Origin of the sequence: Bacillus cereus group sp. RP29 (assembly GCF_040459765.1) — a bacterium.
Lineage (GTDB): Bacteria > Bacillota > Bacilli > Bacillales > Bacillaceae_G > Bacillus_A > Bacillus_A paranthracis.
This window is the reverse complement of the sequence record NZ_JARVHN010000001.1, coordinates 3,330,735-3,345,287: the sequence shown is the minus strand read 5'-3', so window position 1 is coordinate 3,345,287 and position 14,553 is coordinate 3,330,735. Positions and strand designations below refer to the sequence as shown.

Below are 14,553 nucleotides of genomic sequence, written 5' to 3'. Positions count from 1 at the left end.
AGCACACTTTCAATAGGAGTATAAAGTAGGTTATGAAAAATATTTCTCAATAATAAAATGAAGAGAAAAATGTGAAGAAATAGAATAGATTCCTTTATAATAGTTTTAAATTAATTAATATAATTAATTATTAATAATATTAGATAGGAGAGGATATGATGGCAAACGTACTCGTAATAAATTTCCCTGGAGAAGGTCATATAAATCCGACTTTAGCTATTGTAAGTGAGTTAATTCGGCGAGGGGAGACAGTTGTTTCGTATTGTATTGAAGATTTTAGAAAGAAGATTGAAGCAACAGGTGCACAATTCCGAGAGTTTGAGAATTTTCTCTCTCAAATTAATATTATGGAGCGAGTAAATGAAGGTGGGAGTCCTTTGACGATGCTATCTCATATGATGGAAGCATCAGAACGTATTGTTACTCAAATTGTAGAAGAAACAAAAGGGGAAAAGTACGATTATTTGATATATGATAATCATTTTCCAGTAGGACGTATTATAGCCAATGTTTTAAAATTACCTAGTGTTTCTTCTTGTACAACGTTTGCTTTTAATCAGTACATTACTTTTAACGATGAACATGAATCAAGAGAAGTAGATGAAATGAATCCATTGTATCAATCTTGTTTAGCGGGAATGGAAAAATGGAATAAGCAGTATGGAATGAAGTGTACTAGTATGTATGATATTATGAACCATCCTGGTGATATTACGATTGTGTATACTTCAAAAGAATATCAGCCGCGTTCAGATGTATTTGATGAATCATATAAGTTTGTCGGTCCATCAATTGCTACTCGAAAAGAAGTAGGTAGCTTTCCTATTGAACATTTAAAAGATGAAAAAGTGATTTTCATTTCTATGGGAACAGTTTTTAATGAACAACCTGAGCTATATGAAAAATGTTTTGAAGCTTTTAAAGATGTAGAAGAGACAGTCGTATTAGTTGTTGGTAAGAAGATAAATATAAGTCAAATTGAAAACATTCCGGATAACTTTAAGTTGTATAATTATGTGCCACAGTTAGAAGTATTACAGCATGCTGATGTATTCGTGACACACGGTGGTATGAATAGTTCGAGTGAAGCACTATATTACGGTGTCCCGTTAGTTGTAATTCCGGTAACAGGAGATCAGCCTTTAGTTGCGAAACGAGTAAATGAAGTAGGGGCTGGAATAAGGCTAAATCGTAAAGAACTCACTTCTGAATTGTTACGAGAGTCTGTAAAGAAAGTGATGAATGATGTAACGTTTAAGGAAAATAGTCGTAAAGTTGGAGAGTCACTTCGAAAGGCTGGTGGATATAAAAGGGCAGTTGATGAAATATTTAAAATGAAAATGAATTCGTACTTGAAACTTAAATAAATGTTTGAGGCACACTTACTACAATGGGTAAGTGTGTTTCAATAAAAAATTACATAAAAATCACTATAAAGGTGAAACTTTTGTGTATATAAACTGATATCTTTGTATTAGTAGAGAAATTACGTTAAAATAATACTAAGAAAATATATAAGTTTTGGGGGTAATGAATGAAGAAAGTATTTGAATACGTATTATTAACAATTGGCTCAATTATTGTAGCAGGTTCATTAGAGCTTATTTTAGCGCCTAATGGATTAGTAGATGGCGGGGTAACAGCCATTGCTATTATGGCGAATAAAGTTGCAGGATTGCCGCTTTATGGAGTGTTCTTGGGGATTAATATCCCGATTTTATTATTTACTGCAAAAGTAATGGGAAAGAAGTTCTTTATCCGTACGTCCTATGCAAATGTTGTGACAACACTCGGATTGATTTATTTGAAACCATTTCCAGCAATTACAACTTCTGAATTGTTAATTGTTCTTTATGGAGGAGTTCTATTTGGTGTTGGTGTAGGAATTGTAGTAAAAATGGGCGGAGCAATTGATGGATCAGAAATGTTAGCTGTTTGGATGAATAAACATTTTAAAGTGCCGATTAGTACATTTTTACTTGCTGTAAATGCGGTTATTTTCATCTTTGTTGCCATTTTGTTTTCAATTGAACAAGCGATGTTCTCATTAGCAATTTTCTATATTGTTACGAAGATGATTGATTTCATATTAGATGGCATTAATCAAGGAAAGAGCGTTATGATTATTTCTGGTAAAAATAAAGAAATAGGCGATCTACTTATGAAAGAATTGCAATTATCCGTTACGTATCTACATGGAGAAGGTGGTTTTTTAGGAGAACATAAGAGAATCATTTATTGTATTACAAACCGTTTCATTTATCCGAAAATGAAAGATCTCGTTCTCTCTGTAGATCCAACTGCTATTATTGAAGCTTCCTATTCAACAGAAACAACTGGTGTCAAACGTCCGGGAAGGGCAATGAGATCAGAAAAATAGTGCATAAAAATAGCTCCACGTAAGTATAACTTGCGTGGAGCTATTTTTATTTAGGGAACCACGCTTTTTTCAGTAATTTGACAACAGTTTCAATACATTCCTCTGGAATACTGCCAAAACCGAGCAATATATATGACTCCTCCCTTACATTATAAACAGAATCGTATGTGGAGAGAGGGTATAACTTAATACGTTCTTTTGCAGCTGCATGAATAAGTTCTTGTTCATTCATCCCGTTATGAACGTGAAGTACAATATGAAGCCCGGATTGTTCACCGAGTATATGCACGTTATTTCCCATTTCGCTTTTAATAGATTTAATTAAAGAAATATGTTTTCTTTTATATAACGTACGACTTCGGTTAAGATGACGTTCCCAATCCCCATTTTGAATAAAGGTGGCGAAGGTAAGTTGTTGCATTGTAGAGACAGTTTGTTTAAACATACCACCAAGTTCTTTATAGACTTTTAAAAGATGAGGTGGTAAAACGATATATCCCATTCGTAAAGAAGGTAAAAAAGATTTCGAGAAAGTTCCCATATAAATAACACGTTCATTTGAATCTAGCCCTTGTAAAGAAGGAATAGGTTTTCCTATATAGCGAAATTCCCCGTCGTAATCATCTTCAATAATATAACCATTACAATCATTCGCCCATTTTAATAACTCGAGTCTTCTAGATAATGGCATAATGATTCCGAGTGGAAATTGATGAGATGGAGTGACATATGCCACATTGGAACCGGATTCACGTAAAGCGGAAATATGAATCCCTTTATCGTCTAAAGGGATCGGGTGAACAGGAAGGCCACAACTTTGAATCATAGCAGGTATACGGTGAAATCCAGGATTTTCGATTCCGTATTCTTTTTTTGAACCAAGTAGTTGAAGGAGTAGCCAAAGAAGAGGCTGCGTACCTGCTCCAATAATAATTTGATCAGGTGAAGAATGTACCCCGCGAGCATGATATAAATACTTTGAAATATGTTCTCGTAGAACGAGCTCACCTTGTGGATCTTCTTTAGCAAATAATTCATTTTCATACTGAAATAAAGTTTCGTGTAACGCTCTTTTCCAGTTTGTTATGGGAAAAGCTTTTTGATCAATAAGTCCTTGACTACAATCATAATCATATTGTTCTTTTTCTTTATTGTTAGTACTGCTTGACGCAATTTGTTGTTTCTTTTGAATGACATCAATATCTACTTCCGCAACAAAAATCCCGCGTTTCGGTTTGCTTTCTACGTAACCTTCAGCTAGTAATTGTTGATAAGCGGATTCAACTGTAATACGACTCACATTAAGTTGCATAGCTAAATTTCTGTGAGAAGGAAGACGTGTACCGGCACGTAGTGATCCATGAGAGATTTCTCGTTTCATATATTCGTAAATTTGTAAGTAAATAGGTGTTTTATTTTGTAACACTAATGGGATAGTCAGATCCATTTGTAGACGCTCCTTTTTATACTGGCCTTATAAAAAAGAATAGAACTGTCACTTAAGTTAAGGGCAGTTACTTTCTATAATGATGATATAACATTTAGAAAATTTTATAAATAGTAAGGGGAGAATCATAATGAATATTAAAGAAGTAGTAACAGAAGCTGATTTACATGAAGTATTTCCCGTATTACAGCAATTACGAACAAAACTTTCAAGAGAAGAAGCAAGTTCTTTATTTCAAAAAATGAAAGAAGAAAATTATAAACTATTTTCGCTGCGTAACGAAGAGAATGAAGTTGTTAGTCTAGCTGGTGTAGCAATTTGTACGAATTTTTATAATGAGAAACATGTTTATGTATATGACCTTGTAACCGCGGAAGCTCATAGATCAAAAGGGTATGGTAATGTTCTGCTGTCATATGTAGAAAAATGGGGGAAAGAAGAAGGGTGCAGTTCTATCGTACTTACATCTGCATTTCCAAGAATTGATGCACATCGTTTTTATGAAAGAGAGGGCTTTAATAAGGTAAGTTATTCTTTTTATAAAGAGTTATAATACTAAGTAGGTTCCGTGTGTAAAAATATATGGAACCTATTTTCTTTTTCAGTTTTGAGCTAGGGATAGGTCTAGCGATATGATTTGTCGAATATTAGAAATTTAAAATGGAATCTTGAATTTAGAGAATGTTAGGGGCGTTTATACTTGGAAAAAATAAAGAAATTATCTATACCAAATGATGTAAGAGTCATCATTATTTCTGATATTCATGGAGAATTAGACCTTTTTAAGGAACTACTACATAAAGTTAATTTTCAAGATGAAGATTATTTAATTATTAATGGCGATCTTTGTGAGAAAGGAAGAAATAGTATTGGCGTCGTAAACTATGTGATGGATCTAGTAGTTAGTAAGCCAAATGTGTATGTAATAGAAGGGAATTGTGAAGTTGTAGTTGAAGCACTTGTAAATGAAAATCCTGCTTTAATAAATTATTTGTGTACGCGAAAAAATACAATTTTTAATGAATGGCTAGCGCAATTGAATATTAACGTTCATAAAGAAAGTGATATCCGTGAATTGAAAACAAAATTAATGAGCCATTTCTCAAAAGAAATAAAGTGGCTAACAGAATTACCAACAGCGATTGAAACGGAGGATTATATCTTTGTACATGCTGGCCTTGAAGATAGAGAAGATTGGAAAGAGACAGAACGAAAAAATGCGATAGCAATGCCGGAGTTTTTCAATCAATCACATAAAGCAAATAAGTATGTAGTTGTCGGTCATTGGCCTGTTGTAAACTATTCAGAGAAGGCACCATCTAACAATCCTGTTATTGATAAGGAAAAAAAGATTATTGCAATTGACGGTGGAAATACGATTAAAGAGGCAGGACAATTAAATGCATTTATCATTCAGAGGACAAGTGCAAGTGCAAGTGCAAGTGATAAGTTTTCTTATACATATGTAGACTATTTTCCAGAATATGAAGTAATAGCAGATTTTCATGCCGATGCAACAATGCAGGGCGGGGTTACCTATCCACATTATTACATAGAGCCTATGGAGAAGAAGCAAGATTACACAATATGCAGGCAAAGGGAAACGAATACATTACTTTATGTGAAAGATGAATATATTAAGCAACTTGATTCAGGTGAATACACAGTGAAAACGGATATATCTTGTGCGCAAATAAGCGTAAAAAAAGGGGATATTGTTTCTCTCATTGATGGTAGCTGCTCAGGATATGATTTAATTAAAAAAGATGGAGTAGAAGGCTGGATAGAGAAAGGGATTTTAGTTGAGATAGAAAAGACGAAAAAGAAAATATTTAGCTGAAATAGGAGGGATGTAACCTCCTATTTTTTTTAAGAAGTAGATTGCTTGCTATCTTTAATAAGTAAATAAATCGTACTCGGTAAAATGACAAGCGTCATTCCTAAAATAATTGTTAGTATAGCATAACCTCTATAAGGAGTAGAAACGATAAATGGAAGCCCCGCTAGTAAAATACCTGCTATTATCATTGAAATACTACAAATATTTGAAGCTCTTTTTTCGAGGTGCTTATCATTCCATTCCAATGAAACAGTTGATTCAGTCGTATCAATTTTGGAACTGAAATAACCTATTAATATAAATAAAAGCCCTAATCCTAAAAATATAAAATGATCAAGAGGAAGTGAAAAGCCAAGAGCGATAAGGGCAATGACAATATCGACAAAAAATAAGAATAGTAAAATAGTATTGCCGATCCAAAGGAGAAATTTCTGATTACTCGCTGCTTTAGATAAAGCTAAAAATAAAAAGAATACGAAAGAACATATAATTATATTTACGATAACAAAAGTAGCTTTATCCATTGTTGATGTAGGCGTTCCATTGAAGTCCCATTTCGTAACAATATTTGATGGTAAGAAGAAATAGAGAATAATATTTGTCGTAACAATAGTGAGAAATAAAGTAATACTAAATCGATTATTCATTGAATCACCAGCTTTCTACATGAATAATTGGTATCTTATAACAAAATTATACAATATAATAAACGATATCTGTTTTGATTTTTCAGAAAAAACATTATAATTATATATGAAATAAAGAGGAGTGTAGGAGGAAATTATGAAAAGCGTAATCATAAAAGGGGATAGAGTAACAATTCGTACAATTGAAGAATCAGATATAAAAACATTATGGAATCTCGTGTTTAAAGAAGAAAATCCAGAATGGAAAAAATGGGATGCACCGTATTTTCCGTTTTCGATGCAAGAATACTCAGCCTATAAGGAAAAGATGCAAACTCGTTTAAAAGAAGAACCGCTATCCAATTTAATTATAGAACATAACGGTCAAGTTATAGGGACGGTCGGATTTTATTGGGAGTATAAACCGACGCGTTGGTTGGAGATGGGAATTGTCATTTATAATCCGGCTTACTGGAATGGCGGTTACGGTACAGAAGCGTTAACGTTATATCGGGATTTACTATTTGAAAAGATGGAGATTGGTAGAGTAGGGCTCACGACTTGGTCTGGTAATGAACGTATGATGAAAGTAGCGGAGAAAATAGGAATGAGCTTAGAAGGTAGAATGCGCAAATGCCGTTATTATAACGGAACGTACTATGACTCTATTCGAATGGGAATGATTCGTGAAGAATGGGAAGCGTTGAAAAATTAAAATTAATTAAGGTGGATTATGAAAATGGTTCTGCCATTTCTTCTAGTATATTAGCAGAATATAATGTAAAGAGAATGGAGACATCGAGATGACATATGTAATTAGAGAAATGAAGCAAGAAGATATTCATGCTGTACAATCAGTAGCGAAAATAGCTTGGCATGATACATACGAAGGCATTATTCCGGGAGAGATTCAAGACAGTTTTTTAGACGAGGCTTATTCTGACGAAAAAATGAAATATCGTCTTGAGAATACACATTTATTCGTTGCAGAAGAAGAGGGAGAAGTAATTGGCTTTGCAAATTTTTCACCTGTTAGACTGCAAAACGAAGCAGAATTAGGCGCGATTTATTTGTTACCAGATCAACAAGGGAAAGGGATAGGAAGTGCTTTATTACAAAAAGGGTTAACGGTATTAAAAGGAATTCGGAAACTATACATTCATGTAGAAGCAGCGAATGAAAAAGGAAAACGTTTTTATAAAGCGAAAGGTTTTGCGCAATTAGAGGAATTTGAAGAAGATTTTGAAGGACATATGATGCAGACAGTAAGGATGGTTTTATACATATAAGGAGGACTAGAAGTGAAGATTTTTGATTTTAGTGAAAAAGTAGGAAAGCAAATTACAGCATTTCAATCTAATTTCATAATGTCGAAAATAGTAAACCATCAAGGGAATATACATATCGGTGCTATGCATTTAAAAGAGAATGGAATAATTGGATATCATGAAGCAGTTGTATCGCAACTGCTTCTTATTGTGGACGGAGAAGGATATGTATGCGGAGCAGATAAAGAAAAAGTGAAGGTGAAGGCGGGACAGGCTGTGTTTTGGGAGAAGGGCGAATTTCATGAGACAAGTACAGAGCATGGATTAATGGCAATTGTTATGGAAGCGGAGGATCTTGAACGAGCGATATTAATGCCTATTAAAGAGGAGAGTTGTGAAAAATGATAGAAAAGGCAAACCGGAAAGAAACGGACGAAATAATACAATATGCAGCTCAATCGCTTTTTGAAGGTACGAGAGGAAATTGTCGGTTAAATACAGAGAAAGCGATTGAAATTACAAGGCCGATTGTAGAAAAAGGAGCGTATTATTTAGTCGTTAAAGAAGAAAACAATGTAATGGGATGGATATTGATAGGGGAAAATACGGACTATTTTTCTCATGACAAACTAGGGTTTATATACGAATTGTATGTTTTTCCAGAGTACCTCGGGAAAGGGTTATCAAGAAAATTAATGGAGGCTGGTATTAAGGAATTACAAAAGAATTATTCAGAAATTCGTTTGAATGTATTTGCTGGGAATTTTGCAAAAGAGATGTACGAAGAGTTTGGTTTTGTTGAAAGACAGGTAATTATGACTTTGAAGTGAGAAAAATATTGTGAGTGGGAGGAGGGAAAGAATGAGAAAAGAAAATGAGTATATTTCGTATTTACAAAGAGTATATCCAGAATTAAAAATAAGATCCGCTTATATAAATGAAATAGGCCAAAATAATGATGTATTAATTGTAAATGATAATATAGTATTTCGGTTTCCGAAATATGAAAAAGGTATTCAGCAACTGCGAATAGAAACGCAGTTGCTAGAGAAAATAAGACCCTTCATTACGCTTCAAATTCCCAACCCGAGTTATCAAGGGTTTCAAGATGAAGTACCAGGGAAAGTATTTGCAGGATATGAAATGATTGAAGGAGACCCATTTTGGAAAAATATCTTTACGGGAATAAATGAAGAGAAACAATTACAGAAACTTGCGTGCACATTGGCGGGATTTTTAAAAGAGTTGCATGAAATTCCGTTATCTACATTTGAAGGTATTATGCAATATGATAGTGCTGATATGTATTCAGAAATAAATAGTTTATATAGTCAATTGAAAGATTATGTTTATCCATACATGAGAGAAGAGGCAAAAAAAGAAGTTTCATTATCTTTTGAAACGTATTTAAATGAAGAGAGTCATTTTAATTTTACACCCAGTCTTATTCATGGGGATTTTGGTATGACAAATATTTTATATAGTGCAACAAAACAGGATATTTCTGGAGTCATAGATTTTGGTGGTGCAAGTATTGGAGATCCTGCTTATGATTTTGCTGGGATATTAGCTGGCTATGGAGAGGGGTTTTTACAATTCTTTTCAGCTTATTATCCCAATTTGGAAGAAGTAAAGGAAAGAATATATTTTTATAAAAGTACATTTGCGCTTCAGGAAGCGTTATTTGGGGTGATTAATAATGACAAGGAAGCTTTTGAAGCTGGAATAGCACAATTTGCTTAAAAATTTGATTGGTGAGAAAGAACAGTCAGTGGAGATGGGAAAATCATGATTTAGTAAACAATTTATTGTTGAAATTAAAAATGGATAAGTTCTTAAAGATATATAAAATAAAAGGTTTTCTTTAAATTTATAGTCGCTTTATAGAGTATGCCTCAAAAATGATAAATTGGAATTATATAATATAATGTTATTATAATAAAAGAGAAAATTTGGAAAAATATCATTTTTTTGTTTAGAAATTTTTAAATTATTGATATAATCAATTTGTAGAATTGATTATTGGTTAATTTTACTATTTTTAAATTTTAAGGGGGATTTAATAATGGCAGGACAAATTCGCATGTCACCAGAGGAGCTTAAATCGAAAGCGACTCGATATGGACAAAGTGCAAATCAAATTGAGGACATTTTACGTCAATTACAAAACTTACAAAATGAATTAAGAGGAGAATGGGAAGGTCGTGCTTTCGAAGGCTTTGATCAACAGTTCAATCAATTAAAGCCAAAAGTACAAAACTTCGCACAGCTATTACAAGAAATTAATATGCAGCTTAATAAAACTGCAGAAGCTGTTGCAAGACATGACGAAGATCTTTCTCGTAATTTCGGTCTACAATAAGACAGATAAAAAAGAAATATATAATTTAGCCATGCAACTATAGGTTGTATGGCTAAATTACTTTAAAACTAGAGTAAGATACGAAGTCTTTAACTTAATAGACTCGCAGTTGCAGGAGTGATAAGTAGTGAAAAAGTTCAAGTGGAGCATCTTGTTGTTTATTATTTTAGCTCTTGTGTTATCAACAGGGATCTCCTATTTAGCGTTAAACCAAAATGTTAAAAAAGCAAATGAGAACACCACGCCCAAAATGACAGTTGCATTGGTAAATGAAGATCAAGGTACTGTATTTGAAGGGAATAAAATAGCGTTTGGAGATCAATTTGTAAAAAATGTAAATAAAAACACGAAACAAGAATGGTACGTAGTGAGTCGTGGTGTAGCAGAAAGTGGTTTGAAAAATAATAATTACAATATGATGATTGTAATACCTAACGATTTTTCAAGAAAAGCTGTTGCGATTGATTCAGAACTTCCAGAGAAATTAACATTAAATTACAAAGTAAATGCAACTGGAAATAAAGATTTGAAAGCTGAGGCAGAAAATACAGCCTCTGCTATCTTAGAGGATTTTAATAAGCAAATCATCGATGTTTATTTTGCAAGTATTATCGGTAAGTTACAAGGTGCACAAGATAATATAGGTAAAATAATTGAAAAAGGAACCGCTCAAACAACTATGTACAAAAAAGATGTACATAGTCCTTTGGCAAATTATACAAATCAATTTAAAACGGTACAAGATTACACTGGTATTTCTGTTAATAGTTTTAAAGGATTCCAAGATGTTTTAAAAGGGTTTGGTCAAGCTTTAGATGAAGGTAATAAATCTAATAATACGTATTTAGAAGGATTTAATAACTTTCAAAAAATGCAAACTGATAATAATCTGTTAGCGAATAATTTTACAAATCAATTTAATCAGTATATGAGCGATATGAATTCAGGGGATACTTTAAAGCAGTTAAGCGCATTGGAATCTGCAAATAAAATTATCGCAAATCAATTTACGCTTTCAGAGAAAGATCCTAGTATTTTAGCAGATGCTTCAGCGATACAAAAATATTTAACAGATGTAAAAAAACAAGTGTCAGAATATGATACAGAACTTGCAGGGAAATTAGAGAGTGACATACAAGCGACAATTCTTAAACGATTACAAAAGTCTATATCAAATGATGGACAACATGAAGTAGTTATAAATTCGTTAATGAAACAACCAGATCTTCGTATTAAACAACAAATTGAAAATTTAATTGCGAAGTTGCCTAGTTTGAACATGGAAGAAATCGTTCAAAGTGATTTGCCGGATGTAACGAAATTACAACTGAAAAACGTAATCAAATTTACGAATAAATATAATAAAGAAAATAACTTTTATTATGACCCTGTAAATAAAATATCTTTAGGGAATTCAATTAAAGAAATAAAAGAAAGCTTATCTAAAGATGGAATTATATTCAACGATACAGCGAAAGTAATTGGAATGGATTCTTCGCAAACTATGAATATAAGTATACCTAGTGGCTTTGAGCTCTATGGAAGTACAGATTCATTATTAATTGATGGTGTGGACCGTACAAGTGAATTTCAACAAAACGGATCAATTACAATATCAGCACGTAATGAAGGAGATTTGAAAATTAGCCTCCATGTGAAGTTAATAGATCCAAATATCAATATAGATGTTTTCTCTCCAATAACGTGGGAATGGAAATTGAATGGTAATTACGAGAAAGAAACTAGTACTGGAAAAGAAGAACCAAATAAGGAAGAACCAAATAAAGAAGAACCAAATAAAGAGAATGAAGGAACAAAAACAGGAAACAGCAAAGTAGAAAATGTAGTTAATAAAGCGCAGTATGGAATAATGCCGCTAGTACACACTGTTAACAAGCCTATCATTCAAAAGACAGAACAGAATAATAATAACACCGGAGGAAACCCAGAAGGCGGAACGGGAACAGATAACGGAAACGGAGGAAACCCAGGAGGCGGAACGGGGACAGATAACGGAAACGGAGGAAACCCAGAAGGCGGAACGGGAACAGAAAACGGGAACGGAGGAAACCCAGGAGGCGGAACGGGGACAGATAACGGAAACGGAGGAAACCCAGGAGGCGGAACGGGGACAGATAACGGAAACGGAGGAAACCCAGGAGGCGGAACGGGGACAGATAACGGAAACGGAGGAAACCCAGGAGGCGGAACGGGGACAGATAACGGAAACGGAGGAAACCCAGGAGGCGGAACGGGGACAGATAACGGAAACGGAGGAAACCCAGGAGGCGGAACGGGAACAGATAACGGAAACGGAGGAAACCCAGGAGGCGGAACGGGGACAGATAACGGAAACGGAGGAAACCCAAATCAAGGTGGTGGCTCAACAGTTATTGAACGTACAAATAATTATATTGTACATCAAAAAACTGAGAAGTTAACAGATAATACATCTAATGTATTAATTAAAGAAGCAGTCGAGACCGTTCAAAGTTATCAAGGTTTAATGAGTCTTTATCAAATGTATTATGGTATTGATTTAAGAACGAATGATGTGGGGCCTAAGCTTGAAGAGGGAAGTTTAGATGCGATTGCTACTGATCATTCATTGTACTATATGTTAAATAAGCAAAGTGTAATTGATTTAATTTCAAATCTTGTATCAGCTAGTATTACGAGTGAAGTAAAACAAGATATGATTGGTTTAAAACAAAAAATGGACTCTTACCAACAGCTCATTACTAGTGCAGATCAAAATTCAATGCTACTAGCAGAGAAATTAAATGAAACGATGCAACAAGCAACTAGTATGAATCAAAATTTAGGTGAATATTTAAAAGGTTTAGCGAAATGGCGTGAGAGTAGCTTAAAGTTAGCTGAAGAACAACAAGTATTAACGACTAATAATGCAGGTGAACAAACAGCTGTACTATCATTAGACTCTGGTATTAAATCTTTAACGATGCAAACGCAGTCATTAGTAGAGAGTTCGAAGCATAGTTTAGCGACATCAGATGATGTATATAAAACATTTGATCAAATTAATGGACAAGCAAAAGAAATTCAAGAAAGCGGAACGACAATTGTTTCAAAAGCAGATTCTTTATTAAATGATTTTACGAAGAAAATGGAAGATGACAAAGCATTCTCGAAAAACTTTACGAAGATTTTGGCAAATAGTCGTATTGGAGATCGTCAAAATGAAATGCTATATGAGTTTTTATCTAGTCCAGTTCAGAAACAAAATGATGGGGTAATTGTAGCAGGTAATGCTTTTACACCGTACTTAATCGTATTAACTTGTTTCATTGTTGCGCTATTTACAGCATACGCAATTGCCAATCAAGAAAAGAAACGAACGCAATCAGATCATTTTGAAGAGAGATTCTCTTTAATTGATATGAATGTACCAACTACAGTAGTAGCATTTGGAATATCGATTGTGGAAGGAATTAGTATAGGAATCATTTCAGGCCGTCTTTTAAAATTCGGTCAGGATCAAAGTTTACTATGGATTGCGTTTATCACATTTATTATGATGGCGTTTGTACTAGTTTCAACATACTTACTGCGACAAATAAAAATGGTAGGGATGTTTATCTTATTAGTATTTTTAAGTATGTATCTATTTTTAACTGAAGCAGTTGGAAGTAAAGTAGATCAAATGTCTTCTGTAGGTAAAATGCGTCAATTTTCACCACTTCAATATATAGAAGGTTTTTTAAATGATTTTATTAGCGGTAAAGATACTGGAAAATTTATTTTTATCGTATTGTTTGTAATTGCCATTATAGGATTAGCTAGTAATCTATTTGTATGGCACAAGAAATGGGAGGAAAAAGAAGTAAATGATCAAACAATGGAGCATAGTGGTTAAGTTATCATTTATTTGTTTCCTTTTACTGTTTGTCGCGCTACCGATAAGGAGCGCGGCCGACAGTTATCTTGGTGATGATGGAAAGATTCAGTTTAAAGTAGATCGCTTTGAAGATAAAGACCAAGAAAAAAATAAAAAGGAACATAAGGAAACGGAATTAGATAAAGCATCAATTGAATTATTTAATAAAGATATAGAAGAAGAAATTCAAAAAAAGAAAAAGAAAGAACAAAAAGAGATGGAATCTTTAAGAGATTCTCTTTTTATAAAACAAAAAGAGAATAATAGTGTTAAAGATACGAAAAATAGTTTGTTTAGCAGTGAATACATTGTGAGAAAAAGTGCAGATGAAGTAGCAAGTAATGAAACAATGAATGCAGAGCCAATTAGTATAACAGTAATATTATTATTTGGCGGCGGCATTATACTTATTTGTATCGGTATTTATACGGTTCTTCGTAAAAGTTGGAGGTAAAGCGATGGCAATACAAACACATATAAATGTGACAGTAGATTTTAATAAATGGAATGGAAATACATATGATTTGCGTATTCCGAATCATCAATCCATTAAATATTTATTGAAAAACTTATTAGATACGCTAAAGATTGATAATCATGAAGGTTCACATTTTGTAATGAAAGTGAAAAATAAGTCAATTGTTTTAACAGATAACGATCGTTTAATTGATCACCAAATAACAGATGGCGATATTTTACAAATTTTATAAAGAATATTTCTTACTTTTAGTT

General features: G+C 33.3%; 15 protein-coding genes and 1 pseudogene. 14 read left to right on the top strand and 2 right to left on the bottom strand.

The genetic code is table 11. From position 1 onward, the window contains the following. The first annotated feature begins 158 nt into the window (after positions 1–158). Both QCI47_RS17805 and QCI47_RS17800 read left to right on the top strand, forming a co-directional pair. The gene (locus QCI47_RS17805) at positions 159–1,367 is read left to right on the top strand and encodes a macrolide family glycosyltransferase (protein ID WP_071742453.1); all 1,209 of its coding nucleotides are present in this window, start codon (positions 159–161) and stop codon (positions 1,365–1,367) included. 167 nt (positions 1,368–1,534) lie between these two features. Continuing rightward, a complete protein-coding gene (locus QCI47_RS17800; protein WP_000755132.1) occupies positions 1,535–2,380 on the top strand; it encodes a YitT family protein in 846 nt (281 codons plus the stop codon). Between the two features lie 46 nt (positions 2,381–2,426). On the opposite strand, the gene pdxR is transcribed toward QCI47_RS17800, so the two are convergent. Then, positions 2,427–3,827: a MocR-like pyridoxine biosynthesis transcription factor PdxR gene (gene pdxR / locus QCI47_RS17795; protein ID WP_309422782.1), complete on the bottom strand. Its 1,401-nt coding sequence runs from the start codon at positions 3,825–3,827 to the stop codon at positions 2,427–2,429. Between the two features lie 130 nt (positions 3,828–3,957). On the opposite strand from pdxR, the gene QCI47_RS17790 reads away from it, so the two are divergent. Next, positions 3,958–4,380 carry a GNAT family N-acetyltransferase gene (locus QCI47_RS17790; protein WP_001021919.1) on the top strand — a complete coding sequence of 141 codons (423 nt, stop codon included), beginning with the start codon at positions 3,958–3,960 and terminating at the stop codon, positions 4,378–4,380. 147 nt (positions 4,381–4,527) lie between these two features. Continuing rightward, positions 4,528–5,667, top strand: a complete 1,140-nt coding sequence (locus tag QCI47_RS17785; protein WP_353811901.1) for a metallophosphoesterase — start codon at positions 4,528–4,530, stop codon at positions 5,665–5,667. Between the two features lie 29 nt (positions 5,668–5,696). On the opposite strand, the gene QCI47_RS17780 is transcribed toward QCI47_RS17785, so the two are convergent. Continuing rightward, on the bottom strand, positions 5,697–6,314 hold the full coding sequence (locus tag QCI47_RS17780; RefSeq protein ID WP_001065185.1) for a DUF1648 domain-containing protein: 618 nt from the start codon (positions 6,312–6,314) through the stop codon (positions 5,697–5,699). A 136-nt stretch (positions 6,315–6,450) separates the two neighbouring features. Here QCI47_RS17780 and QCI47_RS17775 point away from each other — a divergent pair, with 136 nt between their 5' ends. The 10 genes and pseudogenes from QCI47_RS17775 (at position 6,451) to QCI47_RS17730 (ending at position 14,531) form a co-directional block, all read left to right on the top strand. Then, complete coding sequence (locus QCI47_RS17775; protein WP_061130910.1) at positions 6,451–7,008, top strand: GNAT family N-acetyltransferase; 558 nt, start codon at positions 6,451–6,453, stop codon at positions 7,006–7,008. Beyond that, positions 6,987–7,100: pseudogene (locus QCI47_RS17770) on the top strand (2'-5' RNA ligase family protein); the annotation flags it as partial. The gene QCI47_RS17775 and the pseudogene QCI47_RS17770, both read left to right, overlap by 22 nt. Further along, positions 7,097–7,582, top strand: coding sequence for a GNAT family N-acetyltransferase (locus QCI47_RS17765; protein ID WP_000222818.1), 486 nt, complete (start codon positions 7,097–7,099; stop codon positions 7,580–7,582). The pseudogene QCI47_RS17770 and the gene QCI47_RS17765, both read left to right, overlap by 4 nt. A 12-nt stretch (positions 7,583–7,594) precedes the next feature. Continuing rightward, positions 7,595–7,966, top strand: coding sequence for a cupin domain-containing protein (locus QCI47_RS17760; protein WP_000688088.1), 372 nt, complete (start codon positions 7,595–7,597; stop codon positions 7,964–7,966). Next, positions 7,963–8,391, top strand: coding sequence for a GNAT family N-acetyltransferase (locus tag QCI47_RS17755; RefSeq protein ID WP_309422783.1), 429 nt, complete (start codon positions 7,963–7,965; stop codon positions 8,389–8,391). The genes QCI47_RS17760 and QCI47_RS17755 overlap by 4 nt, the downstream gene beginning before the upstream one ends. 31 nt (positions 8,392–8,422) lie before the next feature. Continuing rightward, a complete protein-coding gene (locus QCI47_RS17750) occupies positions 8,423–9,304 on the top strand; it encodes a phosphotransferase family protein (RefSeq protein WP_001990263.1) in 882 nt (293 codons plus the stop codon). Between the two features lie 322 nt (positions 9,305–9,626). Beyond that, complete coding sequence (locus QCI47_RS17745) at positions 9,627–9,923, top strand: WXG100 family type VII secretion target (RefSeq protein ID WP_000918605.1); 297 nt, start codon at positions 9,627–9,629, stop codon at positions 9,921–9,923. A 127-nt stretch (positions 9,924–10,050) separates the two neighbouring features. Continuing rightward, a complete protein-coding gene (esaA, locus tag QCI47_RS17740) occupies positions 10,051–13,800 on the top strand; it encodes a type VII secretion protein EsaA (protein ID WP_353811899.1) in 3,750 nt (1,249 codons plus the stop codon). Then, positions 13,772–14,275, top strand: a complete 504-nt coding sequence (gene essA / locus QCI47_RS17735; protein WP_000595664.1) for a type VII secretion protein EssA — start codon at positions 13,772–13,774, stop codon at positions 14,273–14,275. The genes esaA and essA overlap by 29 nt, the downstream gene beginning before the upstream one ends. 4 nt (positions 14,276–14,279) lie before the next feature. Continuing rightward, on the top strand, positions 14,280–14,531 hold the full coding sequence (locus QCI47_RS17730) for an EsaB/YukD family protein (RefSeq protein WP_001007567.1): 252 nt from the start codon (positions 14,280–14,282) through the stop codon (positions 14,529–14,531). Positions 14,532–14,553 lie beyond the last annotated feature (22 nt).